The following is a 23,581-nucleotide window of genomic DNA, read 5'->3' as shown; positions in this document are numbered from 1 at the left end:
AGCAGCATGCGCAACGCGTTGCCGACCGACTGCTCGGTGTGCGAGATGTAGGGCTCAAGCATGTCCACCATCTGCGTCTCGGAGAGCGACTGGCCCGTCGTAGGATCGAGCATGACGTCGCCCTCGGGCAGCGTCACGCGTAGCAGAAAGTGGCCGGGGAACGACACCCCTTTCACCGGCACGCCAATCTGCTCCCCCAGTTCCAAATAGAGCACCGCCAGCGAGATCGGAATCCCGCGCCTGCGCTTGAGCACGACGTTCAGGTGGCTGTTGTCCGGATCGTAATAATCGTTCAGGTTGCCTGCGAAACCGAGCTCGCGGAAGAAGAAGCGATTGAGCGCACCGATTCTTTCCGCCAAATCGGCACTCGCGGGCAAGCGCCGCTTCAAGCGCAGCGCGAGTTCGTCGAGTTCGGCAAGCACCGCTTCGAGGTCGAGATCGGGATACGCATCTTGCGCGAGCGCGATCGCTGTCTCCGTCAGGGGAAGACTGTCATCGTCGGCAACGAGGGTGGCGAAGTAATCGAGTACGGATGTCATGGCCGTCACTTGGCACGCCTTCTGAAGTACGCGTATTTGAAGCCCATCAGCCAAAGGATACTGAAATATAGTGCGGCAAAGATCACCAGGCACGCGCCGAGCAATGCAATGCGCGCCCACGGATGCGCACGCAGGCCGATCCAGTCGAAAGTGATCGCGCACCAGTGCATCGCACCGGCGAGCAGCAACGAAGCGCCCGCCATCTGCACGAGAAAGCGCAACCACCCGTGCGATGGAGTATAGATCCCCCGCCGGCGCAAACCGATGAACAACAACGATGCGTTCACGCAAGCGCCGAGCCCGACGCTCAGCGTGAGGCCCGCATGCGCCAGCAGGGGCACGAAGGCGTAGTTCGACAGCTGGGTGACCACCAGGACGGCGATGCCGATCTTCACCGGCGTTTTGATGTCCTGTTTGGCATAAAAGCCAGGGGCGAGAATCTTGATCAGGATGATGCCGACGAGGCCGATGCCGTACGCCGCCAGCGCGCGGCCGACCATGACCACCGAATGCGCATCGAAACGGCCGTAATCGAACAGCCCGGCCACCAGCGGTTGGGCGAAGAAAAACAGTGCGAGCGCACTCGGCACGGCGAGCAGGAACGTCACGCGCAGCCCCCAATCGAGCAGCGCCGAATACTCATGCGGATCGGCATCGGCATGCGCCTTCGCCAGGCTCGGCAGCAAGATCGTGCCGAGCGCGGCGCCGAGCAGGGCCGTCGGAAATTCCATGAGGCGATCGGCGTAATAGATCCACGACACCGCGCCCGGCCCCAGACGCGAAGCGATATTGGTATTGATGATGAGGCTGATCTGCGCGACCGACACGGCGAACATGGCGGGCACCATTTTCACGAGCACGCGCTTGACGCCGCGGTGCGCGAGCGCGGCAAACGGATTGAGCCCGATGCGCGGCGCCATGTCGATCTTGCCGAGCGCCGGCAATTGCACGACGAACTGCAACACGCCGCCCACGATGACGGCCCACGCCAGCGCGTAGACCGGCACCTTCATATGCGGCGCGACAAACGCGGCGGCAATGATAAAGGCGATGTTCAGTAGCACTGGCGCAAAAGCCGGCAGCGAGAACTTGCCGTAAGTATTCAGCACGCCGGCGGCGAGCGTCGTCAACGAGATGAAGACGATGTACGGGAACATGATCCGCGTCATCGTCACGGCAAGCACGAACGCCTGCCCGTCGGCCCGCAACCCCGATGCCACGACGTAGACCACCCACGTGGAAGCCACCATGCCGAGCAGCGAGACGAGCGCGAGCATCCAGGCGAGCACCGTCGACATCGCATCGACGAGCGCCTTCGTTGCATCGTGTCCTTGCTGGCTTTTGAATTCGGCCAGAATCGGCACGAAGGCCTGCGAGAACGCGCCTTCCGCGGACAAGCACCGCAACAGGTTCGGGATGCGGAACGCGACGTAAAACGCGTCGGTGAATTGACTGGCGCCAAACGCACGGGCGATCAGCGTCTCGCGGGCAAGACCGGTCACGCGGGACAGCAGCGTGAAGCCGCTGACCGTCAGCAAGGCTCGGAATAGATTCATCAGATTTGAACGCTGCGCTAAAGCTAAACATTCTCCGATGCGCACGCGCATCGCCAGTGGTGGGGATCCTCGGCCATTCGACGGAAGAAGGCGTCAAGGGGCGCTTATTATACGGACACCTGCGGTCCAACCGGCCCCGGCGCGGAAACGCCGGTGCCGACGTCACCGGTAGCCCCGGTGGCACGGGTTCCGCGCGCTTGGCCGATGCCGAGCACAAGATCCGGCCCTCTTCGACCGCTGCCGCCCCGTCAGGTTGCACGGGTAGCGGATCCGTCGCGGGCTTGCCATGTGCCTGATTTTGTTGCTATACTCGCGCGTTTCGAAGCTCGACCTCGGTCGCCAACCGGTCTTTCCTCACGAAAATGAGAAAAGGGCCGGCCCCGGCTGCTGGCTGAGAGGCTGACCGAGAAGCCGGCTAAGAAGGCTGACAGGGCGATCCAAGACCCAACGGCGAACGCCGGCGTGTGGTCGCCAGGCACCGTGTTCGCGGCATCTTCGCGAAAACCCCGAGCACGCTTCGTCGATGTTTTTGCGCTTCCGGGCAATCGCTTCCGGAGGTTTGGACCAAAAGCGGCACTCGATCGGCCTACCGGCCGTGCGCCGAAACAGTACAGGACAAGGAACTCTCATGGCTAACTCCGCACAAGCACGCAAGCGCGCCCGCCAGGCCGCCAAAGCGAACTCGCACAACTCGGCTCTGCGCTCGAAGTACCGCACGGCTGTCAAGGCTGTCCGCAAGGCGATCGAAGCCGGCGACCAAGCCAAGGCGGCAGAGCTTTTCCGCGCTTCGGCGAAGACGATGGACATCATCGCCGACAAGAAGATCGTTCATAAGAACAAGGCCGCTCGCCATAAGAGCCGCCTGGCCGCAGCCATCAAGGGCCTGCAAGCCGCCGCCTGATATAGGCTTTTGCGACAGGCGAGGCCTCTGCGCCTTGCCGGCGAATGCTTTGCCCCGTGGGCCCGGCCCAGGCGCAAAACGGTCGCACGACGCGATCGCACGACGCATTCGGCTATAAGATCGGCTACCCGATCCGGCAACAAAAAAGCCCGCAATATCGAGATTGCGGGCTTTTTTGCGCGCCTGCTCGGCGTGTCGTCGGCGTGAAGTCAGCGCGCGAAGGAAGGCCGAGGCTGACCTATACCTTTTGCGACGCCCCGTGATCGGCCGGAAGCTCACAGGCCTCGGTGACGACCAGATCGTTGTCTTTTGCGAAATTCATGACGAAGTCGAACGCCATCGGCTCGATATCGCGCAGCCGCGAATCGATGATGACGCATTTGAGATCGCCGAGGAGAATCGGGCGCACGTAGCGCGAATACTGCAGCCGCGCGTTAGGGCCCTGGGCGCCGGGACCGTAACAGGACATGACCCCTGCGAGGCGCTCCGACCAATCACTGGGACGGAATTTCTTCCCGCCTTTCGTGATGCCTTGAATGAAGTATTCGGTGTGGGATGCTTCGGCCATGTACGAAACCCATGAAACGTGCCCGAAGCCTGCCCGCCGGGCTTGGGAAAACTCGACGATTATACCACCCGCAGCGACTTTTTCCGCACTGCACACAAACTGCGATGCCCATGGCGCGTGCGTCGGCTCCGGCTCGCCGGCTGGACCTGCCGGCTCGTCAAACAAAAAAAAATCCTTTATGCTGCTTGCAGTTACCACATCCGACGGCGGCGCCGTCCGGTGCCGGCGCACCGGGTCAAGCCCGCCGTATTCGTTTTATGGCCGCCAAACAAATCCGTCACTACCTGCAGTTCAACGATTTCTCCCGGGACGACTACGAGTACGTGCTCGAACGCTCGCGCATCCTGAAACGCAAGTTCAAGAACTACGAGACCTATCACCCGTTGCACGACCGCACGCTCGCGATGATTTTCGAGAAGAACTCGACGCGCACGCGGCTTTCGTTTGAAGCCGGCATCTTCCAGCTCGGTGGCCACGCCGTGTTCATGAGCACACGCGATACCCAACTGGGCCGCGGCGAGCCGATCGAAGACGCGGCACAAGTGATTTCGCGCATGGTCGACATCATCATGATCCGCACCTTCGGGCAGGACATCATTCGTCGCTTCGCGGAAAACTCGCGCGTCCCCGTCATCAACGGCCTGTCGAACGAATATCACCCGTGCCAGGTTCTGGCCGATATCTTCACGTTCTACGAGCATCGAGGCCCGATCGCCGGCAAGACGGTCGCGTGGGTGGGCGACGCCAACAACATGCTCTATACATGGATCGAGGCCGCTCAGATTCTCGGCTTCAACCTGCGTATTTCGACGCCGCCGGGCTACGGGCTCGATGCGGCGCTCGTCGCGGCCGGTAGCGCACCGTTTTACAACTTGTTCGACAACCCCAACGAAGCCTGTGAAGGGGCCGATCTGGTCACCACCGATGTGTGGACCAGCATGGGGTTCGAGGCCGAGAACGAAGTGCGCAAGGCGGCTTTCGCCGATTGGTGCGTCGATGCGGAGATGATGGGGCGGGCGCGTCCCGATGCGCTCTTCATGCACTGTCTGCCGGCTCACCGCGGCGAAGAAGTCAGCGCCGAGGTCATCGACGGGCCGCAAAGCGTTGTTTGGGACGAAGCCGAGAACCGGCTGCACGTTCAAAAGGCGCTGATGGAGTTCTTGCTGCTCGGCAAGCTCAATCACTGAGGACGGTTTTCCTTGCCGGCCCGGCCGGGGCCGCGTGCCCCCGGGGCCCGGGTATCGTTCGCCGGCGCCCCGTAACCGGGCGCGGGGGGCGATAACGGGCGATCACACCACGATGGGCACACAATCCGGCTCGGGTCCACCACCCGAACCGGTGCTAAACGACGACGGGCTCCGGCTCCAACTCGACACCGAACCGCTCTCGCACATCATGCTGAATCGCTTGCGCGAGCGCGAGCACCTGCGCCCCCGTAGCACCGCCGCGATTGACGAGCACCAGCGCCTGCCGCTCGTGAACGGCGGCCGCCCCCATCGCGCGCCCCTTCCAGCCGCACTGATCGATGAGCCAGCCCGCCGCCAGCTTCACGCGCCCGTCGGCTTGCGGGTATGAGACGATCTGAGGCTCCCGCGCGCGCAACGCCTCGAACGCCGCGGCATCCACGACAGGGTTTTTGAAAAAACTGCCGGCGTTGCCAAGCGTGGCCGGATCCGGCAGCTTCGCACGACGCACGGCCACGACGGCATCGAAGATGGCTTGCGGCGTTGTCTCGCCGGCACCCGCCTCGAGCGCCCGGGCCACGTCGGCATACCCGGCGCGAGGCGCCCACGCCTTCGGCAGACGGAACGTGACGGACGTGATCGCGAATCGATCCCGCCCTTCCCGCTTGAAAAAACTGTCGCGATAACCGAATTGGCATTGCGCGGCATCGAGTTCGACGGTTTGGCCGCTCGTCAGCTCGAGCGCGCGCAACGAATGGAAGCGCTCAGCCATCTCGAGGCCGTAAGCGCCGATGTTTTGGATCGGTGCGGCGCCGACCGTGCCCGGAATCAGCGCGAGGTTTTCGAGCCCCGGGAAGCCGTTCGCCAGCGTCCATGCGACGAACGCATGCCAATTCTCTCCGGCGGCCGCTTCGACGTACCAGGCTGCGTCGTCTTCGCGCACGAAGCGCTTCCCGGCAAGCGCGACGAGCAAGACGATGCCGTCGAAATCGCGTGTGAGGACGACGTTGCTGCCGCCGCCGAGCACGAGATGCGGCAGGCCGGCCACGCGCCGGTCATGCAAGGCCGCGATACATTGATCGGGCGATTCGATGCGGCAGAACCAGCGTGCACGGGCGTCGAAGCCGAACGTGTTATGCGCACGCAGCGTGTAGTCGGATAAAAGCAAGAGCGGATCGGAATCGGAAAAAGACATCGGCGAAGGGGGCGCTTGTGCTGCACCGCGGGGCGAAGCGTCGCACAATGCGACGTATAGCGCCGCCCGGCGTTTTCTCGGAAGACTTGCGTCGGTAAAATGGCGTTCGGTCGTGATTATAGCGAGTGCCCGGAGCGCGCGATCGGCTCGGGTACGCAAGCCATGCATGCGGGGCTCGCCGCTTGAACGCGGGTGCCGTCCAAAAACAGCGTTGGGAGAAATGAATATGCCGTCGTTCGATGTCGTCTGCGAAGCCAATATGATCGAAGTGAAAAACGCGATCGAGCAATCCAACAAGGAAATCTCCACGCGCTTCGATTTCAAGGGATCGGACGCGCGAGTCGAGCAAAAGGAGCGCGAACTGACGATGTTCGCCGATGACGACTTCAAGCTCGGTCAGGTGAAAGACGTCGTGCTGTCGAAGATGGCCAAGCGCAACGTCGACGTGCGCTTTCTCGATTACGGCAAGATCGAGAAGATCGGCGGCGACAAGGTCAAGCAGGTGGTGACGATCAAGAAGGGCGTGTCGGGCGATCTCGCCAAGAAGATCGTCAAGCTCGTCAAGGACAGCAAGATCAAGGTGCAGGCGAGCATTCAGGGCGATGCCGTGCGGGTGACGGGCACCAAGCGCGACGATTTGCAGAGCGTCATTGCGATGCTGCGGAAAGACGTCACCGATACGCCGCTCGATTTCAACAATTTCCGCGACTAACCCGAGCCGCGCACACGCGCTCGCGGCGGATCGTTGCTCCGCGGGCGCGGGCCTACGCCGGCCGCCGCCTCGCGATGCATGCACGCCCGGCCGCCAGCGTGCGAAGGTACGAACGGGCGAACGTCCGTTAGCGGGCTGTCACCGCACGAGCGGTCCTGCGCAACGTCAGTGCTTGCGGGCCTGTGCGGCGCCCGAGCCGGCCTTGCCGCCAGCTTGCGCACCGCCCTTCTTCTCGCCGATCCGGCTTTCCGTACCCGCAATCAGCTTCGCGATATTGGCCCGGTGCCGCCAGACGAGCAACGCGCTCATCGCAAATACGGCCCAGGCAATCTGATTGGCGCCGAACAGGAAGATGTCGAACAACGGCGCGAACACCGCCGCCATCCGCGCGGCGAACGACGAGTAGCGAAAGAAGAACGCGACGATGAGCCAGGTCAGCGCGGTCGCCAGGCCCAGCACCGGATGGATCGCGAGCAGCACGCCGGCCGCCGTGGCCACCCCCTTGCCTCCCTTGAATTTGAAGAACACCGGATAGAGGTGCCCCAGAAAGACGGCGATCGCGGCGAGCGCCACGGCCGTATCGCCGAGGCCGAAGCGCGGCCCGAAGCGCGCAACGAGCCAGACGGCCAGCCAGCCCTTGAACGCGTCGCCCACAAGCGTGAGGATGGCCGCGGTTTTGTTGCCGCTGCGCAGCACGTTCGTCGCACCGGGGTTCTTCGATCCGTACGAACGGGGATCGGCCAGCCCCATGGCGGCGCTGACGATCACGGCGAACGAGATCGATCCGATCAAATAAGCGGCAACGGTGGCGATCAGCAATGGCATAGCGGGAACTCTTTCGACTTAGCGGGCATAGGGCCCGGCGCACAAGGTGCCAGGGCGGCTCATTCTACAGAACGGCAAGGCTCATTCGCTGCTTGCGCATTGCACCGGGCGCGCGCCGAGCAACGAGGTCAGCACCGACGGCGCGAGGCTCACGAGGTAGCCGCGACGCCCGCCGTTCAGATAGATCGAATCGAGTTCGAGGATCGTCGATTCGACGTAGACCGGCATCGTCTTCTTCGTGCCGAACGGCGACGTGCCGCCCACCAGATAACCGGAGTGCCGATTGGCCACTTCGGGCTTGCATGGCTCGACACGCTTCGCCCCGATCTGACGGGCGAGGTTCTTGGTCGATACCGTGCGATCGCCGTGCATGAGGACGATCAGCGGCTTGGCGTTCTCGTCTTCCATGACGAGCGTCTTGACGACGCGGTGTTCGTCGACCTTGAGCTGGCGCGCCGATTCGGCCGTCCCGCCATGCTCGACATACTCGTAGGGGTGCTCGCCGAAGCGCACGTCGTGGCGACGCAGGAACTGGGTGGCCTGGGTCTCCGAAACATGTTTTGTTTTGCTCATCGGCGCATTGTAAGCGCAACCGCCCGGCCGTTTCACGTTTCATCTTTCACGCCACATCGCGTTCGGCCGTCCTCACCCGCGCGGATGATGCGCCGCGTGCAGGACCCTCAGGCGCTCCCGCGCGACGTGCGTATAAATCTGCGTCGTCGAGATATCGGCGTGGCCGAGCAATAGCTGGACGACGCGCAAGTCGGCGCCGTGATTGATGAGGTGTGTCGCGAACGCATGGCGCAGCGTATGCGGCGAGAGCGGCGTTTGCACGTCGGCCGCGCGCGCGTGCCGCTTGATGATGTTCCAGAACTGCTGACGCGTCATCCCTTCGCCGCGTGCCGTGACGAAGAGTGCATCGGCTGCGCGCGCGCCCATGAGCGCCGGCCGCGCCTCGCGCAGGTAGCGCTCGATCCAACCGTGCGCTTCCTCGCCGAACGGCACCAGCCGCTCTTTCGACCCCTTGCCCATCACACGTACGACGCCTTCGTTCAAGCCGACTTCGACGGTCTTGAGCGCGACCAGCTCGCTCACGCGCAATCCACTCGCGTACATCAGTTCGAGCATCGTGCGATCGCGCAAGCCGAGCGCCGTATCGACATCCGGCGCGGCCAGCAGCGCTTCGACTTGCGCTTCGGTCAGCGTCGACGGGAAGCGCGGCGCCTGCTTGGCCGAGCGTATGCGCAGTGTCGGATCGGCGCCGATCCGATGTTCGCGCAAGGCCCACGCGTAGTAGCGACGGAAGACGGAAAGCCGGCGATTCGCGGATGTCGGCTTGCCGTCGCTGCGGGCGGCGAGATAGCCGTTGATGTGCGCCTCCTGCGCCGCATCGATGCCGACGCCTTGCGTGCGTGCGAGCCAGTCCGCGAAGAGCCGCAAATCCCGGCCGTAGGCGTCGAGCGTATTGCGCGCGAGGCCATGTTCGAGCCACAGCGCGTCGCCGAATGCGTCGATCGATCTCACGTTGGCGGCTTGCAGTGCCCGCGCCGCGGTATCGGCCGGCGATTCGTCGCTTGCCGCCGGTGCGCCAGGAGACTCAGCCAAGGCGATGCCGTTCGTGCCGCTCATAGCGCCAGCGCCAGTTGGCTGCTTTCATGTGCGAGCAGCCAGCGTTTGACACGCGGATAGAAGCCGTCGCCCGAATGATGCGAGAACCCGCCGAGCCCGTTCGCCGCGACCACGCGATGGCACGGAATCACGAGCGGAAACGGATTGTCGCCGCACGCCTGCCCCACCGCGCGCGCCACGCCGTCCACTTGGCGGGCCAGCGCGCCATACGTCATCACGCTGCCGGGCGGGATCTCGCACATCGCCTGCCAGACGCGGCGCTGAAACGGCGTGCCGGCATCGGCGAGCGGCAGATCGAATGGCGCGGCGGCGTCTGCCAGATACCGCTCGATCTGGCGGGCGGCGCGCTCGGCAATCGCCGAATCGGGTGCGCGCAGAGGAACCGAATCCTCGAGATAAGCGATCGCACGGACGACGCCCGCCGCGACATCGACTTCGATCCCGACGTTGCCGAACGGCGCACTGACGACGGCGTGGTACATCACTGTTCTCCTGCTCCCCGATAAATGGCGGCGGCTTTCGCGTGCCCGATAGCTTACGCCGCTTGCAGCGCCCAGTGCACGTGCTCGCGCACGAGCGGCGAGGGATCGTCGGCCCGCGCACGCAACGCCGCGATGATACGCGTGCGCATCGCGTCTTCAAGTGTGCCCGGCTGCCCCGTTCGATCGGCGTTCGACTCCGCATGCGGCGTCGCCGCCGGGTCACTGCGCTCACCGCGTCCCGCGCGCAGTGCATTCCCCATCGCGACGGCCAGGTTGCGCAGCCACCGCTCGTAGCCGATCCGCCGGATCGCGCTGCCCTGCATACGCGTATCGAACATCTCGGCGCTCCAGGCGAACAGCTCGACGAGGGTGGCACGGTCGAGCCCGTGGCGTACGTCGAAGTCGTCGACGCTGGCTGCCTGTGCAAACTTGTTCCACGGGCACACGAGCTGGCAATCGTCACACCCGTAGATCCGGTTGCCGATGAGCGGACGCAGCGGCTCGGGAATACTGCCTTTCAGCTCGATCGTCAGGTAGGAGATGCACCGGCGGGCGTCGACGCGATAAGGCCCGACGATCGCGCCGGTCGGGCACGCATCGATGCAGCGCGTGCACTGTCCACAATGCGCACCCGCCTCGCGCGTCGCCCGTTCCGGCGCCGTTTGCGCATCGGTCGGCAACGGCAAGTCGACATAGATCTCGCCGAGAAAGAACAGCGAACCGGCGTCGCGTTCGAGCAGCAACGTATGCTTGCCGCGCCAGCCGACGCCGGCCTTTTGCGCGAGCGCCACTTCGAGCACGGGTGCCGAATCGGTGAAGACACGATAACCGAACGCGCCGATCTCGCGCTCGATGCGCTCGGCCAACTGCTGCAGCCTTGCCCGCATGACCTTGTGATAGTCGCGGCCGCGCGCGTAGAGGGAGACGACGGCGGCCGCCGGATCGGCGAGGCGAGCGAATTCACGCGCGCGCCAATCGTCGTGCATGACATCGGACGCGGCTGACGATCGGCTTTCATCCGGGGCTTGCGCCAGCATCGCCGCGGGCAAATAGGCCATGCGCGCAGTGATCACACGTCGCGTACCGGCCACAAGCTCGGCCGGCCGTGCGCGTTTCGCGCCATGTTTGGCCATATAATCCATCTCGCCGTGGCAGCCTGCTTCGAGCCAGGCGGCGAGCGCCGCTTCGGCATCCGACAAATCGGTGTCGCTGATCCCGACGGCGGCGAAGCCCAGCTCGCGCCCCCACGTCTTGATGTGCTGCGCGAGCGTGGCGAGCGCGCCATCGTCGAGAGGATTGGCGGCCTGGCCGGCGCCGCCGCGCGTATCGGCCTCGCCGAGTGCGTGCGCGCCAGGGCTGGCCTGTTCCGGACTTCGTTTCATCCCGCTATTTTACGAGAATGCCCGCCGCACCCGCTTCGTCGTATTTTCCGCCCGCGAAAGCGCTGCTAGAGCGCCGCTTCACGCTCGACGATCTCGCGGCAACCGATGCGTTCGGCGCGCGGTTCGCGCAGTCGATCGATGCCGTGCGCCTGCTGCCGCCTTTCAGCGGCCTGCATGTGCAGCTGCTCGGCGATCTCGGCGCCGGCAACACGACGCTCGTGCGCGCGACGCTGGCCGGCCTCGGTCATTCAGGCCGCGTGCGCAGCCCGACCTACACGCTCGTCGAACCGTACGCGCTCGCTCGCGGCCAGGGGGAACTCGAGCTCTACCATTTCGATCTCTACCGCTTCGCCGATCCGGCCGAGTGGCTTGACGCCGGCTTTCGCGAATATTTCGATGCGGGCGCGATCTGCCTTGTCGAATGGCCGCAGAAGGCCGGTGCGCTGCTCGGCACGCCCGATCTCGTGTTCGCCCTCGAACCGATCGATGACGACCGGCGCCTGCTCGACGCCCGTGCCTATAGCGACTCAGGAAAAGCATGTCTCGAAAGATGTTGATCAAACCGTTCCAGTCGATCGAATCGGCGGCGACCGCGACGCATAACTGGCGCCGCCGCCAAGTGTTGCGCGCGGGCGCATCGACGCTGGTCGTCGGGCTGGCCTCCGCCTTCGGGTTCCCGACCGCGGCGCTCGCCAGTTCCGTGCTCGGCGTGCGGGTGTGGCCGGCGCGCGACTACACGCGCGTGACGATCGAATCGGATCAGCCGCTGGAAACGACGCAGCAGCTTTTGCAAGGGCCCGATCGCCTTGTCGTCGATCTGAACGGCCTCGATCTCGATCAGGCCCTGCGCGATCTCGTCTCGAAGATCACACCGAACGATCCGCAAATCGAAATGGTCCGCGTCGGGCAGTTCCAGCCGCACGTCGTGCGTCTCGTGTTCGATCTGAAAGGCTCGGTCAAGCCTCAAGTGTTTTCGTTGCCGCCCGTAGGCAGCTATCGCTATCGGCTCGTCCTCGATCTGTATCCGAAGGTCGCCCCCGATCCGCTGATGGAGCTATTGGCCGAAACGGAACGCAAGGACAAGCGGCTGGACGACAGCGCACGCGAGGCAGACACACTTCAAAACGCGCCCGCACCGCTGGCGGGGCCGAACGCGGCGCCCGGCACGCCGCCCTCGCCGCCGGACAACAGCGACGCGTTTTTCCAGCGCTACGCCCAAAACACGCCCCCCGGGGCGCCGGGCGGCCCGGCGTCCCCGAGCGCCAACGCAGGCAGGGGGGCGGCCCACAAGGCGCCGAAGCCCGCCACTGCGCCCCCCGCGCTGGCCCAGCGACCGGGCGGCCCGGACAAGAACGCCGGTGCGGCCGACGACGGGCTGGGCGACAGCGGCGATACCTACGCCTTCACCACGCCCAAGTCCGGCAAGACCGTGCGCCTGCTCACGGTCGCGATCGATCCGGGCCACGGCGGCGAAGATCCCGGTGCGATCGGCAGCGCCGGCACCTACGAAAAGCATATCGCGCTCGATGTCGCGAAAAAGCTGCGGGCGCTGATCGATGCGCAACCGAACATGCGCTCGATGATGACGCGCGACGCCGACTTCTTCGTCCCGCTGAACGTCCGCGTGCAGAAGGCGCGGCGCGTCGGCGCCGATCTGTTCGTCTCGATCCACGCGGACGCGTTCACGACGCCCGAGGCACGCGGCTCATCGGTCTTCGCACTGTCCGAGCACGGCGCGACGAGCGCCGCGGCCCGCTGGATGGCCAATAAGGAGAACTCGTCCGATCTGATTGGCGGGATCAACGTCAAGACAGAGGACGCGTCGGTCAACCGCGCGCTGTTCGATATGTCCACCACGGCGCAAATCCGCGATTCCCTGCGCTACGGCTCTTTCGTGCTGAAAGAAGTGGGCGAGATCAACAAGCTGCACAAAGGTTCGGTGGAGCAGGCAGGCTTCGCCGTATTGAAGGCGCCCGATATTCCGTCGATCCTCGTCGAAACGGCTTTCATCAGCAATCCCGAGGAAGAAAAGCGCTTGAACGACGATGGTTATCGCAGCGAAATGGCGAGCGCGATCCTCAAAGGGATCAAACGCTACTTCGCGGCGAACCCGCCGTTGGCCAAGAACCGGATGGCGTAATCCGACGGCCGGGCACGGCCCTGCCCGGCCGCCGCCATGCTGGCGCGCGCCCCGGTACAGCCGACGGAACCGGATTCGCATGCCGAAGTACAATGGTCCGCCCAGCCGACCCCGTATGGAGTGCGTTGTGCCGACATCCGTCAAAGCCATCCTGAAGCCGACGCTCCGCGACATCGGCAGTCTCGCGGTGCGTCGCGTGCTGCCCGCACTCGCGGCCCGTCTCGTCGGCCCGTTCATTTTCTTCGATCACATGGGGCCCGCCAGCTATGCGCCGGGCACCGGTGTCGACGTCCGCCCGCATCCGCATATCGGCCTGGCGACGGTCACCTATCTGTTCGAAGGTGCCATGCTTCACCGCGACAGTCTCGGCTCGGTCCAAAAAATCACGCCGGGTGACGTCAACTGGATGACGGCCGGCCGCGGCATCGTCCACTCGGAACGCACGCCGGACGAGGAGCGGCGCCACGGCCAAGTGGTGCACGGCATCCAGACGTGGGTGGCGCTCCCGCTCGCGCACGAAACCGACGAGCCCTCGTTCGAGCACCATACCGCCGCCAAGCTGCCGCAGATCGAACGCAACGGCGTCACGCTGACCGTCATCGCCGGCAGTGCCTTCGGCTTTGAAGCGCCGACGCGCACCTACTCGCCGACGCTCTATGTCGCGGCGAACTTCGCCCCCGACGGTGCGCTCGCGCTGACGCCCGAACATGAAGAACGCGGTGTCTACCTTGTCGACGGCGATCTCGCGATCGACGGCGAGCCCTTGGATGCCCACCACATGGCCGTGCTCGTGCCGGGCGAGACGGCCACGCTGTCAAGCCGCGCCGGAGCATCGGTCATGCTGCTCGGCGGCGCGAAACTCGACGGCGAACGTTTCATCGAATGGAATTTCGTGGCGAGTTCGCGCGAAAAAATCAGCGAGGCGAAGGCCGCATGGTCGGCCCAAACGATGGGCCACGTGCCCGGCGAGACCGAATGGATCCCGCTGCCCGAGCGCGCTGCGCACGCGCGCAAAGATTGAAAACACGGGAGCCGTCCCCAGCTTCAGGCTGTCTTCCGCATTAAGCCGCATTAAGCAACTGAAAGCGGCACCAGGCAGCGCGATGCGGCCCTTATCGGCACGGATGGCGCCGCTCAGCACGGAACGCCACCCGCAAGCAGTCACCCACGAGGATGTGATGAATACCAGCTTGGCAACTTTCGAGAAAGACGTCATCGACGCTTCGGCGCTCGCGCCCGTGCTCGTCGATTTCTGGGCACCGTGGTGCGGGCCCTGTACGTCGCTCGGCCCGCTGCTCGAAAAGCTCGAACACGACTATGCCGGCCGCTGGCGGCTCGTGAAGGTCAACGTCGACGAAAACCCGGAACTTGCGGCCCATTTTCAAGTGCGCAGCATCCCGCACGTCGTGGCGTTTTCGGGCGGGCGCCCCGTCGATCAATTCACCGGCGTCCTGCCGGAAAGCCAGCTGCGCGCGTTTATCGACCGCCTGGTGCCGGATCCGGCCCAGGCCGAACATCGCGTCGCGCTGCATGCGCTCGAGGCGGGCCAGCGCGATGTCGCGCTCGAGCACCTGCAAGCGGCGCTCGCGCTCGATCCGGGTTTCGACGAGGCGCGGCTCGATTTGATCGAGGTGCTGCTCGACGAAGAGCGGACCGACGACGCACGCCGCGAGGCCGAACTGCTTTCGCCGAAGATCACGCAAGGCATCGACGCGCGCTACAACACCTTGAAGACCCGGCTCGACGCCCTCGATGCGGCAGCCGACCTGCCGCCGACGGACGCACTGGAGACGGCGGTCACGGCCGATCCCGGCAATCTCGAGGCGCGCTTCGACTTGGCTAACGCGCTGATCGCGCGGCGCGCTTATGAACCCGCGCTCGAACATCTGCTCGAAATCGTCAAGCGCGATCGTACGTTCCGCGATGATGTCGGCCGCAAGACGATGCTGTCGGTTTTCGATCTGGCGGCGCACCGCCCGGAGCTGGTATCGGCATGGCGGCGCCGGCTCAGCGCCGCACTGAACTGAACGTCGTGCTGGACTGACCTGCCGCATCGGCGCAGGACTGACGCGTCCGCGCGGGACGATGCGCTGAGCGACGGGCGCGCCGCTCGGCCGTCGTGCACCAGCGCGCCGGCCCTGCACGCGAAGACGGCCCGCGCTCAGTCCCGCTCAGTCCCGCTCAGCGCGCCGTCTTCGCCAAGGCCCGCAGGACGTGGGCGGCCGCGGCAAAGCCGAAGCTCGCCGTCACGCAGACGCTCGAGCCGAACCCCGCGCAGTTGAGCCCGACCGGGCCGGCATGGCCGGGCGAGGTGTTCAGATGCTCGGCGACATTGTCCATATCGCAGACGGCCGCCTCGGGATAGATGAGCGGTTCGTCCGAATAGACGGCGCTCACCTTGAATTTCGCTTTGGGCCCACGCGGAAAGCCGTGTTGCTTGCGCAACTGCGCCCGTACCTTCGAGAGCAGCGGATCCTGGATGGTCAGCGCCAGATCGTCGATGCGGATCCGGGTGGGATCGAGCTGCCCGCCCGCCCCGCCCACCGTGATGAGCGGCTGCCCCTGCGCGACGCACCACGCGATGAGCGCCGTTTTCGTGCGGACGCTGTCGATGGCGTCGATGACGTAGTCGAACCCGCCCCCAAGCAGCGCATCGAAATTGTCCGGATCGACGAAATCCTCGACGCGATGGACGACGCATGCGCGATCGATGAGCGCGATACGTTCGGCCATGGCGTCGACCTTGGGCTTGCCGTAATTGCCGTCGAGCGCGTGCACTTGCCGGTTCGTATTGCTTTCGGCGACATTGTCGAGATCGATCAAGGTCAGCGCCCCGATCGCGCTGCGCGCCAGCGCCTCCGCCACCCAGGAACCCACGCCGCCGATACCGATGACGGCGACGTGAGCGGCCTCGAACGCGGCGAGCGCATCCGGGCCGTAGAGACGGGCAATGCCACCGAAGCGGCGGGCGCGATCCGCCTGCTCGGTGTCTTCGACGCCGCTCAGCGCGGGAATGGGATCGGATGAGGCCGCAGTGGCGTGGGGGGTGGACATGACGCGTGCAAATCTGACGAGCGAGGGCCGTATTGTGCCTCAACGAGCCCGTTCCAGCTGCGGCGCTTGGCGTACTGGCGCATCCTGCGCGCGCTCGCCACTATTTTAGATTTCACCCGATTTCGGCCCAACCCGAGGCAGGTTTCTCGCAGGTTGGCTATACTGACCCCGACTGTGTAGCGGTCGCATAACAACATGACAACCCTCGCCGATCTCCGTAAAGATTATGCGCGCGGCTCACTCGACGAAACGAGTGTCGACGCCGATCCGATCCGCCAATTCGACGCTTGGTTCAAGCAAGCGCTCGACGCGCGGCTGCCCGAGCCGAACACGATGACGCTCGCCACCGTCGATGCGCGCGGCTATCCCTCGGCGCGAATTGTGCTCATCAAGGGCGTCGACGCGCGCGGGTTCGTTTTTTTCACGAACTACGAAAGCCGTAAGGGGCTCGACCTCGCGGCCAATCCGCACGCGAGCCTGCTCTTTTACTGGATCGAACTCGAACGTCAGGTGCGCGTGGAAGGCACGGTCGTAAAGACGAGCGCCGAAGAAAGCGACGCGTATTTCCATTCGCGTCCGCTGGGCTCGCGGATCGGTGCCTGGGCGTCGGAGCAAAGCCGCCCAATCGAGAGCCGGGCGCTGCTCGAAGCGCGGGAGAAGTCGTTCTCCGAGCGTTTCGGTGAAGACCCGCCGCGGCCTGAGCACTGGGGCGGCTATCGCCTCGTGCCCGAAACCATCGAATTTTGGCAAGGGCGCCCGTCGCGCCTGCACGACCGAATTCTTTACACCCGCCTGAGCGCCGACAGCTGGCGCATCTCGCGATTATCGCCTTGACGGCGAGCTGACGCCTCGCGCCGGCGCGCGCCGCTTCGCCCGTACCGGGGTTCGCGGCGGGGCCGTCTGTGCAAGAACACGCTGTCCGTGCCTCGAGTGCGAGCTGCGGACGGCCGCTTTGCTCTGCTTTGCATTTTCAACGTACACGGAGAAAACGCATGTTCTGGGAGAAAAAGCTGGCGCAGTGGGTGGACGATGTGCGCAATAAGACGAACCTGCCGGCGCGCCTCGTGTTATGGAACGGGCAACAACTCGACTTCGGCAGCTTCGCCGCGCCGCAGGTCACGCTCAAGGTCAATTCGGCGTCCGCGCTGCCGCTGCTGCTCGAGCCCAGCCTCGACAATCTCGGCGAAGCGTACGTAGAGGGCAAGATCGATATCGAGGGCAAGCTCTCGGACATCATCACGATCGGCTACTCGCTCGCCAAGAGCACGGTCACGAGCGCCAGCAAGCTCGCCCGTGTGCGACGCTACTTCAATCACACGAAAACGTCCGACAAAAAAGCGATCCAATATCACTACGACGTTTCGAACGAGTTCTACCAACTCTGGCTCGACGATAGCATGGTTTATTCGTGCGCCTACTTCGAAAACGGAGACGAAGATCTCGGCACGGCGCAGCGCAAGAAGATCGACCACATTTTGAGAAAAATCCAGCTGCAGCCCGGTCAGCGCCTGCTGGACATTGGCTGCGGATGGGGCGCGCTCGTCTTGCGCGCAGCGAGCCAGTTCGGGGCACAGTGCGTCGGCGTCACGCTCTCGCAAAATCAGTTCGACCTGGCGACCGAACGCGTGAAAGCGGCGGGGCTGGCCGACAAGATCGAGATTCGTCTGCAAGACTACCGTGACCTCGACGGGCAATTCGACCGCATCACGAGCGTCGGCATGTTCGAGCACGTCGGGCGTAAAAATCTGCCCACCTATTTCACGAAGATTCGCGAGCTGTTGGCCGAAGACGGCATTGCGATGAACCACGGCATCACGTCCAGCGATTACGACAGCGGGGAGACGGCGCTTGGCGGCGGCGAGTTCATCGATCGATATGTCTTCCCCGATGGCGAGCTGCCTCACATCAGTCTCGCGCTCGAGGCGATGCAGCGCGGCGGGCTCGAACCGGTCGACATCGAAAGCTTGCGGCGGCATTACGCGCATACGCTCGAAATCTGGACCGAGAACTTCGAGACTCACAGCGACAAGCTCAAAACGCTCGTCGACGACGAAAAGTTTCGCATCTGGCGCGTGTATCTGGCCGGCTGCGCCTACGCGTTCGAGCACGACGATGTCTCGCTGTTCCAGATCGTCTGCCGCAGAGCGGGCCGCAGCGCTCAAACGTTGCCTTGGTCGCGCCGCTACATGTACGATCGGCCGCTTTAGCGCGTAGCGCGCATGTGAGGCCCCTGTGCCGGGCCCGGTATTCGATGGCAGCCAGCAAAGACGGTACGCAATTCGATCTGTTCGGCGGTGAAGACACCGGCCTGTCACGGCGGGTGCCCACGGCCGGAACGCCCTCCGACGACATCACCGGGACCGGTGAAACCGCCGGAACCGCAGGGACAGCCGAAGCGGCGGCGCAGGCCAAGCGAGGCCGCCGCGCACGGGCCGTGCTCCCTGCACCGGCGTCGCCCGATGTGCTCGATTGCGCGCAGGTGCTCCCACCGCAGGTGCGGCTCGGCACGTCGTCCTGGTCGTTCCCGGGCTGGGAAGGCATCGTCTACGGCGAGGCTTACAGCGATTCGAAGCTCGCCCGTGACGGGCTCGCGGCCTACGGCGCGCATCCGCTGCTGCGCACCGTCAGCATCGATCGTTCGTTTTACGCGCCGCTTTCCGTGGCGGACTACCTGCGCTACGCGCAGCAAGTGCCGGATGATTTCCGCTTCATCGTCAAGGCACCCGCTTCGGTGACGGACGCGTCGCTACGCGCCGAACGCGGCGAGCCGATCGGCGAGAACCCGTGCTTTCTCGATGCGAAGCTGGCCGCCGCCGAATTCGTGACGCCTTGTCTGGCCGGTCTGGGCACCAAGGCCGGCTCGCTCGTGTTCCAATTGCCGCCGTTGCCGGACCGTATCCTGGCCGAGCCGATCGCATTCGTCGAACGGCTCGGCGCGTTTTTCGATGCATTGCCGCCCTTGCCGGCCTCTGCGTCCGGCGAAGAGGGCGCCTTCGCACCCACCTGCTACGCGCTGGAAATTCGCGACGCCTGTCTGCTCACGCCGCGGCTTATCCGGATGTTGCGCGAGCGCGGCATCCGTTACTGCGTGGGGCTGCACGCGCGCATGCCGGACCCGTTGCGGCAAGCGGCGGCGCTCGCGCTGCTCGACGGCGATACGCCCTGCGGGCCGCTCATCGTCCGTTGGAGCTTGCACGGCGGGTTCAAGTATGAACAGGCGAAAGCGAAGTACGAGCCGTTCAACCGGCTCGTCGACGAAGACCCGGCAACGCGCTCGGCACTCGCCGAACTGGCCGCGCGCTATGCCATCGCAGGGCAACCCGTGCTGATCGTGACGAACAACAAGGCCGAAGGGTCGGCCCCGCTCACGTGTCTCGGGCTCGCACGCGAAATCGCGGCCGCCTGCGCCCGGTTGCGGGAAGAGGCGCTGCCTACGCCGCGCCCGGACGCATCCAGCTAGCGAACTTCGCGCGAAACTTCGCGACTTTCGGCGCCACGACGAACGCGCAATATCCCTGCTCGGGGTGCTGAGCGAAATACCGCTGATGATAGGCTTCGGCCGGCCAGTAGTTGCCGTCGAGCGGTTCGACTTTCGTGACGATCGGGGCGTCGAATACACCATCGCGCTCGAGCTCCCGAATCGATTCGAGGGCGATCTCCCGCTGACGGTCGTTATCCGTAAAAATGACGGACCGGTACTGTTCGCCGACGTCGTTGCCTTGCCGGTTCAGTTGAGTCGGATCATGGATCGAGAAGAAGATCTTCAAGATCTCGTGATAGCTGATCCGGGTCGGGTCGAATTCGACTTTGACCACTTCGGCATGCCCGGTGCCGCCGTCACAGACTTGCTCGTAGGTAGGCCGTTCGAGCCTGCCGCCCGCATAGCCCGATTCGACGCTCTTGACGCCCTCGACATCAAGGTAGACCGCTTCGAGACACCAGAAGCAGCCGCCGCCCAGCGTGGCGGTTTCGGTCGTCTGACTCATGGCTTTCGCTCTCCTCATTCATATGCGGTTAGCGCGGGTGGCAGCGGGACGGGCAACCCGCCCGACGTGCGATTGCGCTCAGAGAGAACTAGCTTAGTGCGTTTTGGGCAAAGATGGGAGCCCACCACGCGCAGGCGATGCCACCGTCCAACGCAGCCTATTTCGCACAGCGAGGTCGGCCGATTGCGTATTCAATTAAAATCAACTATTTCGCCACTTACGCTACGACGTTTTCAGCCTTGGACTTTTCCTTTTCGACTGCCCTCGTGTGTGCGCACCCTGCGCAGCGCGCGGCCGCCGTGCGGCATGCCGGAGCCAGCGCACGATGAAGCGCGCAAGCCCCCCGAACTTCGATGTCGTCGCGTTCCGGCAGGCATTGGGTCAATTCGCGACAGGCGTGACGGTCATTACGACGCGCGCCCAGTCGGGGCAGTTGATCGGCATCACGGCCAGCTCGTTCAATTCGGTTTCGCTTGATCCGCCGCTCGTGCTCTGGAGCCTCGCGACAAAATCCGCCTCGATGCCCGTGTTCCAGACGAACAGCCACTACGTAGTGAACGTGCTGGCCGCGTCGCAACTCGATTTGTGCCAGCGGTTCGCAACCGTCAAGGGCGATCGTTTCGCCGGCGTCTCGCACGCGGCCGGCGATACCGGCATGCCCGTGCTCGAAGGCGCGCTCGCCTGGTTCGAATGCCACAACCGAAGCCGCTACGAAGAAGGCGATCACGTGATTTTCGTCGGTGAAGTCGAGCGCTGCGGCGTCCACCCGGAGGCGCAGGATATCGCACCGCTCATTTTTCATGGCGGCGCATTTCACGGGGTGAAGCCGCTTTAAAGCACAGCTGGGAGCCGCCGGCCGCGGCGGCTCAGCGCACCGCGGTTGCCTGCGCCAACACCACCGGCACCCCCGAGTCCTCTTTCAGTGTCTGCAAGACGATGTTCGATCGAATGTCCATGACGCCCGGCGCCTTATACAGCTTGCTGAGCACGAAGTCGGAGTAATGCTTCAGGTTGTGCGCGAGCACGCGCAGGACGTAATGGCTTTCCCCTGTGACGACGAACGCACCCATGACTTCCGGCCACGCTCGCACCGCCTCGGCAAAGCGTTCGTGCCAATTCTCCTGATCGTTGCGCATCGAAACCTGCACGAAAGCTTCGAGCTCGAATCCCAGCGCCTCACGGTTCAAGCACGCCCGATAACGTTCGATGACACCCTGCTCTTCGAGCAACCGCAACCGGCGCAGGCACGCCGATGGCGACAGCGAGATGCGATCGGCCAAATCGAGGTTGCTGATCCGGCCTTCGTTCTGAAGAACGCTCAGAATGCGGCAATCGGTGGCGTCCAGCGTGATCGCGTTCATTTTTGGCCCCCTTTTTCGGTTTATCTCGAATTATGTTCTAGTCCGCTCGATTCGTGGAGAGAATTTCGCAAGCACTTTGCGCGCGAAGTTGCCTATCATCGTCGCAAGCTTCCCCTAACCGCGAGGAAACATGCAGGAGACGATCTGGGACATTTCGCCGCCCGTCGAGGCCGCCACCCCCGTTTGGCCGGGCGATACGCCCGTCGGCATCGAGCGCGTCTGGCGCATGGAAGCGGGTTCGCCCGTGAACGTCGCGCGTCTGACCTGTTCGCCCCATACGGGCGCGCATGCCGACGCGCCGCTGCACTACGACGCCGAGGGCGTTGCAATCGGCCACGTGCCGCTCGCGCCCTATCTGGGCCCCTGCCGCGTCGTGCATTGCATCGGCGCGTCGCCGCTCGTCTTGCCCGAGCACATTGCGCCGTTCGCCGATGCGCTGCCGCCGCGCGTGCTGCTGCGCACCTATGAGCGCGCACCGGTTACGCGCTGGGACGAAACGTTTTGCGCCGTCGCGCCCGAGACGATCGACTTTCTTGCCGCACGCGGCGTCGTCTTAATCGGGATCGACACGCCTTCGCTTGATCCTCAGGATTCCAAAACGATGGATTCGCATGGGCGCGTGCGCGCGCATCGGATGTCGATCCTCGAAGGGCTCGTGCTCGACGCCGTGGCGCCCGGCGACTACGAGCTCATCGCGCTGCCGCTGAAGCTCACGACACTCGATGCCAGCCCAGTGCGCGCGGTTCTGCGCGCGCTCCCCGGATCGCTCGCCGCCTAACCCTTTATTACCTCGACAAACTGTTGACCCTTTCATGAAAACACGTGCCGATGCGATCGCGCTCGACCGCGACGATCCCCTTGCCCGCCTGCGCGACCGGTTTGCGCTGGCCCCGGATGTCATCTATCTCGACGGCAACTCGCTGGGGGTGCCGCCCGCGGCCGCCGCGGCACGCGCCCAAGCAGTCATCACCCAAGAGTGGACCGAAGGGCTCATCCGCAGCTGGAACGCGGCAGGCTGGTTCGCGCTGCCGCGCCGCCTCGGCGACAAGCTGGCGCCGCTCGTCGGCGCGGCCAGCGACGAGCTCGTCGTCACCGATACGATTTCCGTCAATCTGTTCAAGCTGCTGTCGGCGGCCTTGAGGATGGCGCACGATCGCGATCCGAGCCGCCGCGTGATCGTGTCCGAGCGCGCCAATTTCCCGACCGATCTCTATATCGCCCAAGGGCTCATCGAACAGCTCGATCGCGGCTACTCGCTGCGTCTCGTGGACGATCCGGCCGACCTGCCCGATGCCATCCGGGACGACACGGCCGTTGCGATGATCACGCATGTGAACTATCGAACCGGCTACATGCACGATATGGCCTCGCTCACGCAGCTCATCCAGCGCTCAGGTGCGCTCGCGCTGTGGGACCTCGCACATTCGGCCGGTGCCGTTCCCGTCGATTTGAACGGCGTGCATGCGGATTTCGCCGTCGGCTGCACTTACAAATATCTGAACGGCGGGCCCGGTTCGCCGGCGTTCGCCTGGGTGGCCAAGCGCCATCAGAATGCGCTCGCGCAGCCGCTGTCGGGCTGGTGGGGGCATGCCGCGCCGTTTTCGATGCATCCCGTCTATGCCCCTGGGCAAGGGATCGGCCGCTTCTTGTGCGGCACGCAGCCGATCGTCTCGATGTCGCTCGTCGAAGCGGGACTCGACGTCTTCCTCGAAACCGATATGCAGGCGATCCGGCGCAAGTCGCTCGCGTTGACCGATGCCTTCATCGATCTCGTTCAAACGCGTTGCCCGGGCCATCCGCTGACGCTCGTCACGCCACGCGCCCATACGCAGCGCGGCTCGCACGTGAGCATCGAGCATCCGCACGGCTATGAGGTCATGCAAGCCTTGATCGCGCGCGGCGTGATCGGCGATTACCGCGAACCGCGCGTGCTGCGCTTCGGTTTCACACCGCTTTATACGCGGTTCGTCGATGTCTGGGATGCCGTCGAAACGCTGCGTGACGTGCTCGATACCGAAGCCTGGCGCGCGCCCGAATACGCGGCGCGTCATTCCGTTACCTGAGGAG

General features: G+C 64.6%; 25 protein-coding genes. 13 read left to right on the top strand and 12 right to left on the bottom strand.

The genetic code is table 11. The annotated features are described in order from the left end of the window. Positions 1-539, bottom strand: a 539-nt coding sequence (locus ACTHL0_RS02995; protein ID WP_440565097.1) for a SirB1 family protein, incomplete at its 3' end; no start/stop codon positions are given. A 5-nt stretch (positions 540-544) separates the two neighbouring features. Then, complete coding sequence (gene murJ, locus ACTHL0_RS02990) at positions 545-2,095, bottom strand: murein biosynthesis integral membrane protein MurJ (RefSeq protein WP_440565096.1); 1,551 nt, start codon at positions 2,093-2,095, stop codon at positions 545-547. A 628-nt stretch (positions 2,096-2,723) separates the two neighbouring features. Here murJ and rpsT point away from each other — a divergent pair. Next, on the top strand, positions 2,724-2,996 hold the full coding sequence (rpsT, locus tag ACTHL0_RS02985; RefSeq protein ID WP_102647170.1) for a 30S ribosomal protein S20: 273 nt from the start codon (positions 2,724-2,726) through the stop codon (positions 2,994-2,996). A gap of 238 nt (positions 2,997-3,234) precedes the next feature. Here rpsT and ACTHL0_RS02980 read toward each other — a convergent pair whose 3' ends face one another. Continuing rightward, on the bottom strand, positions 3,235-3,564 hold the full coding sequence (locus ACTHL0_RS02980) for a DUF3579 domain-containing protein (RefSeq protein WP_440565106.1): 330 nt from the start codon (positions 3,562-3,564) through the stop codon (positions 3,235-3,237). 257 nt (positions 3,565-3,821) lie between these two features. On the opposite strand from ACTHL0_RS02980, the gene argF reads away from it, so the two are divergent. After that, positions 3,822-4,751 (top strand): ornithine carbamoyltransferase, encoded by a 930-nt coding sequence (gene argF / locus ACTHL0_RS02975; RefSeq protein ID WP_440565095.1) that lies wholly within the window; start codon positions 3,822-3,824, stop codon positions 4,749-4,751. 154 nt (positions 4,752-4,905) lie between these two features. Here the strand turns inward: argF and murB are convergent, their stop codons facing one another. Next, a complete protein-coding gene (murB, locus tag ACTHL0_RS02970; RefSeq protein WP_440565093.1) occupies positions 4,906-5,943 on the bottom strand; it encodes a UDP-N-acetylmuramate dehydrogenase in 1,038 nt (345 codons plus the stop codon). A gap of 226 nt (positions 5,944-6,169) precedes the next feature. Here murB and ACTHL0_RS02965 point away from each other — a divergent pair, with 226 nt between their 5' ends. Beyond that, complete coding sequence (locus ACTHL0_RS02965) at positions 6,170-6,655, top strand: YajQ family cyclic di-GMP-binding protein (protein WP_277427161.1); 486 nt, start codon at positions 6,170-6,172, stop codon at positions 6,653-6,655. A gap of 165 nt (positions 6,656-6,820) precedes the next feature. Here the strand turns inward: ACTHL0_RS02965 and plsY are convergent, their stop codons facing one another. From plsY to queG, 5 genes are all read right to left on the bottom strand, one after another. Further along, positions 6,821-7,480 (bottom strand): glycerol-3-phosphate 1-O-acyltransferase PlsY, encoded by a 660-nt coding sequence (plsY, locus tag ACTHL0_RS02960; protein ID WP_440565092.1) that lies wholly within the window; start codon positions 7,478-7,480, stop codon positions 6,821-6,823. An 81-nt stretch (positions 7,481-7,561) separates the two neighbouring features. After that, on the bottom strand, positions 7,562-8,053 hold the full coding sequence (ybaK, locus tag ACTHL0_RS02955; protein ID WP_440565091.1) for a Cys-tRNA(Pro) deacylase: 492 nt from the start codon (positions 8,051-8,053) through the stop codon (positions 7,562-7,564). Positions 8,054-8,125: 72 nt separating this feature from the next. Next, on the bottom strand, positions 8,126-9,109 hold the full coding sequence (gene xerD, locus ACTHL0_RS02950; protein ID WP_440565090.1) for a site-specific tyrosine recombinase XerD: 984 nt from the start codon (positions 9,107-9,109) through the stop codon (positions 8,126-8,128). Then, a complete protein-coding gene (locus ACTHL0_RS02945; RefSeq protein ID WP_440565089.1) occupies positions 9,106-9,591 on the bottom strand; it encodes a methylated-DNA--[protein]-cysteine S-methyltransferase in 486 nt (161 codons plus the stop codon). Before ACTHL0_RS02945 ends, xerD begins: the two co-directional genes overlap by 4 nt. Before the next feature lie 53 nt (positions 9,592-9,644). After that, positions 9,645-10,973, bottom strand: coding sequence for a tRNA epoxyqueuosine(34) reductase QueG (gene queG, locus ACTHL0_RS02940; RefSeq protein ID WP_440565088.1), 1,329 nt, complete (start codon positions 10,971-10,973; stop codon positions 9,645-9,647). Between the two features lie 17 nt (positions 10,974-10,990). On the opposite strand from queG, the gene tsaE reads away from it, so the two are divergent. The 4 genes from tsaE (at position 10,991) to trxA (ending at position 15,140) form a co-directional block, all read left to right on the top strand. Further along, complete coding sequence (tsaE, locus tag ACTHL0_RS02935) at positions 10,991-11,530, top strand: tRNA (adenosine(37)-N6)-threonylcarbamoyltransferase complex ATPase subunit type 1 TsaE (protein WP_440565087.1); 540 nt, start codon at positions 10,991-10,993, stop codon at positions 11,528-11,530. Then, positions 11,512-13,113: an N-acetylmuramoyl-L-alanine amidase gene (locus tag ACTHL0_RS02930; protein WP_440565086.1), complete on the top strand. Its 1,602-nt coding sequence runs from the start codon at positions 11,512-11,514 to the stop codon at positions 13,111-13,113. Before tsaE ends, ACTHL0_RS02930 begins: the two co-directional genes overlap by 19 nt. Before the next feature lie 127 nt (positions 13,114-13,240). Continuing rightward, positions 13,241-14,134 (top strand): pirin family protein, encoded by an 894-nt coding sequence (locus tag ACTHL0_RS02925; protein ID WP_440565085.1) that lies wholly within the window; start codon positions 13,241-13,243, stop codon positions 14,132-14,134. Between the two features lie 157 nt (positions 14,135-14,291). Then, positions 14,292-15,140, top strand: a complete 849-nt coding sequence (trxA, locus tag ACTHL0_RS02920) for a thioredoxin (protein ID WP_440565084.1) — start codon at positions 14,292-14,294, stop codon at positions 15,138-15,140. Between the two features lie 154 nt (positions 15,141-15,294). Here trxA and ACTHL0_RS02915 read toward each other — a convergent pair whose 3' ends face one another. Beyond that, on the bottom strand, positions 15,295-16,167 hold the full coding sequence (locus ACTHL0_RS02915) for a tRNA threonylcarbamoyladenosine dehydratase (protein WP_440565083.1): 873 nt from the start codon (positions 16,165-16,167) through the stop codon (positions 15,295-15,297). A 195-nt stretch (positions 16,168-16,362) separates the two neighbouring features. Here ACTHL0_RS02915 and pdxH point away from each other — a divergent pair, with 195 nt between their 5' ends. The 3 genes from pdxH to ACTHL0_RS02900 all read left to right on the top strand — a co-directional run bounded on the left by pdxH (position 16,363) and on the right by ACTHL0_RS02900 (position 19,627). After that, positions 16,363-17,001 carry a pyridoxamine 5'-phosphate oxidase gene (gene pdxH, locus ACTHL0_RS02910; protein WP_440565082.1) on the top strand — a complete coding sequence of 213 codons (639 nt, stop codon included), beginning with the start codon at positions 16,363-16,365 and terminating at the stop codon, positions 16,999-17,001. Between the two features lie 158 nt (positions 17,002-17,159). After that, complete coding sequence (locus ACTHL0_RS02905; protein ID WP_440565081.1) at positions 17,160-18,374, top strand: class I SAM-dependent methyltransferase; 1,215 nt, start codon at positions 17,160-17,162, stop codon at positions 18,372-18,374. A gap of 44 nt (positions 18,375-18,418) precedes the next feature. After that, positions 18,419-19,627 carry a DUF72 domain-containing protein gene (locus tag ACTHL0_RS02900; protein WP_440565080.1) on the top strand — a complete coding sequence of 403 codons (1,209 nt, stop codon included), beginning with the start codon at positions 18,419-18,421 and terminating at the stop codon, positions 19,625-19,627. Here the strand turns inward: ACTHL0_RS02900 and msrA are convergent. After that, entirely contained in the window at positions 19,599-20,153 is a 555-nt protein-coding gene (msrA, locus tag ACTHL0_RS02895; RefSeq protein WP_440565079.1) for a peptide-methionine (S)-S-oxide reductase MsrA, read from the bottom strand. The genes ACTHL0_RS02900 and msrA overlap by 29 nt on opposite strands. Positions 20,154-20,478: 325 nt before the next feature. Between msrA and ACTHL0_RS02890 the strand changes: the two genes are divergently transcribed. Continuing rightward, on the top strand, positions 20,479-20,988 hold the full coding sequence (locus tag ACTHL0_RS02890; RefSeq protein ID WP_440565077.1) for a flavin reductase family protein: 510 nt from the start codon (positions 20,479-20,481) through the stop codon (positions 20,986-20,988). A gap of 31 nt (positions 20,989-21,019) precedes the next feature. Here the strand turns inward: ACTHL0_RS02890 and ACTHL0_RS02885 are convergent, their stop codons facing one another. Next, positions 21,020-21,514 (bottom strand): Lrp/AsnC family transcriptional regulator, encoded by a 495-nt coding sequence (locus ACTHL0_RS02885; RefSeq protein ID WP_440565076.1) that lies wholly within the window; start codon positions 21,512-21,514, stop codon positions 21,020-21,022. 130 nt (positions 21,515-21,644) lie between these two features. Here ACTHL0_RS02885 and kynB point away from each other — a divergent pair, with 130 nt between their 5' ends. Further along, entirely contained in the window at positions 21,645-22,292 is a 648-nt protein-coding gene (gene kynB / locus ACTHL0_RS02880; protein ID WP_440565075.1) for an arylformamidase, read from the top strand. Positions 22,293-22,326: 34 nt separating this feature from the next. After that, positions 22,327-23,577 (top strand): kynureninase, encoded by a 1,251-nt coding sequence (gene kynU / locus ACTHL0_RS02875; RefSeq protein ID WP_440565074.1) that lies wholly within the window; start codon positions 22,327-22,329, stop codon positions 23,575-23,577. Positions 23,578-23,581 lie beyond the last annotated feature (4 nt).

The organism is Trinickia sp. (assembly GCF_051961175.1).
Lineage (GTDB): Bacteria > Pseudomonadota > Gammaproteobacteria > Burkholderiales > Burkholderiaceae > Trinickia.
Note: the sequence above shows the minus strand (reverse complement) of the source record. Positions and strands in the feature narration are given on the sequence as shown.

Excerpts from the sequence above, each read along its gene's own strand:
- ACTHL0_RS02965 (WP_277427161.1), top strand. The coding sequence starts at position 6,170 with ATGCCGTCGTTCGATGTCGTCTGCGAAGCCAATATGATCGAAGTGAAA.
- ACTHL0_RS02945 (WP_440565089.1), bottom strand. The coding sequence starts at position 9,591 with ATGTACCACGCCGTCGTCAGTGCGCCGTTCGGCAACGTCGGGATCGAA.
- queG (WP_440565088.1), bottom strand. The coding sequence starts at position 10,973 with ATGAAACGAAGTCCGGAACAGGCCAGCCCTGGCGCGCACGCACTCGGC.
- murJ (WP_440565096.1), bottom strand. The coding sequence starts at position 2,095 with ATGAATCTATTCCGAGCCTTGCTGACGGTCAGCGGCTTCACGCTGCTG.
- ACTHL0_RS02885 (WP_440565076.1), bottom strand. The coding sequence starts at position 21,514 with ATGAACGCGATCACGCTGGACGCCACCGATTGCCGCATTCTGAGCGTT.
- pdxH (WP_440565082.1), top strand. The coding sequence starts at position 16,363 with ATGACAACCCTCGCCGATCTCCGTAAAGATTATGCGCGCGGCTCACTC.
- xerD (WP_440565090.1), bottom strand. The coding sequence starts at position 9,109 with ATGAGCGGCACGAACGGCATCGCCTTGGCTGAGTCTCCTGGCGCACCG.
- rpsT (WP_102647170.1), top strand. The coding sequence starts at position 2,724 with ATGGCTAACTCCGCACAAGCACGCAAGCGCGCCCGCCAGGCCGCCAAA.
- kynB (WP_440565075.1), top strand. The coding sequence starts at position 21,645 with ATGCAGGAGACGATCTGGGACATTTCGCCGCCCGTCGAGGCCGCCACC.
- ACTHL0_RS02900 (WP_440565080.1), top strand. The coding sequence starts at position 18,419 with ATGGCAGCCAGCAAAGACGGTACGCAATTCGATCTGTTCGGCGGTGAA.
- plsY (WP_440565092.1), bottom strand. The coding sequence starts at position 7,480 with ATGCCATTGCTGATCGCCACCGTTGCCGCTTATTTGATCGGATCGATC.
- trxA (WP_440565084.1), top strand. The coding sequence starts at position 14,292 with ATGAATACCAGCTTGGCAACTTTCGAGAAAGACGTCATCGACGCTTCG.
- ACTHL0_RS02915 (WP_440565083.1), bottom strand. The coding sequence starts at position 16,167 with ATGTCCACCCCCCACGCCACTGCGGCCTCATCCGATCCCATTCCCGCG.
- ACTHL0_RS02930 (WP_440565086.1), top strand. The coding sequence starts at position 11,512 with ATGTCTCGAAAGATGTTGATCAAACCGTTCCAGTCGATCGAATCGGCG.
- ybaK (WP_440565091.1), bottom strand. The coding sequence starts at position 8,053 with ATGAGCAAAACAAAACATGTTTCGGAGACCCAGGCCACCCAGTTCCTG.
- msrA (WP_440565079.1), bottom strand. The coding sequence starts at position 20,153 with ATGAGTCAGACGACCGAAACCGCCACGCTGGGCGGCGGCTGCTTCTGG.
- ACTHL0_RS02980 (WP_440565106.1), bottom strand. The coding sequence starts at position 3,564 with ATGGCCGAAGCATCCCACACCGAATACTTCATTCAAGGCATCACGAAA.
- murB (WP_440565093.1), bottom strand. The coding sequence starts at position 5,943 with ATGTCTTTTTCCGATTCCGATCCGCTCTTGCTTTTATCCGACTACACG.
- ACTHL0_RS02890 (WP_440565077.1), top strand. The coding sequence starts at position 20,479 with ATGAAGCGCGCAAGCCCCCCGAACTTCGATGTCGTCGCGTTCCGGCAG.
- kynU (WP_440565074.1), top strand. The coding sequence starts at position 22,327 with ATGAAAACACGTGCCGATGCGATCGCGCTCGACCGCGACGATCCCCTT.
- ACTHL0_RS02905 (WP_440565081.1), top strand. The coding sequence starts at position 17,160 with ATGTTCTGGGAGAAAAAGCTGGCGCAGTGGGTGGACGATGTGCGCAAT.
- argF (WP_440565095.1), top strand. The coding sequence starts at position 3,822 with ATGGCCGCCAAACAAATCCGTCACTACCTGCAGTTCAACGATTTCTCC.
- tsaE (WP_440565087.1), top strand. The coding sequence starts at position 10,991 with ATGCCCGCCGCACCCGCTTCGTCGTATTTTCCGCCCGCGAAAGCGCTG.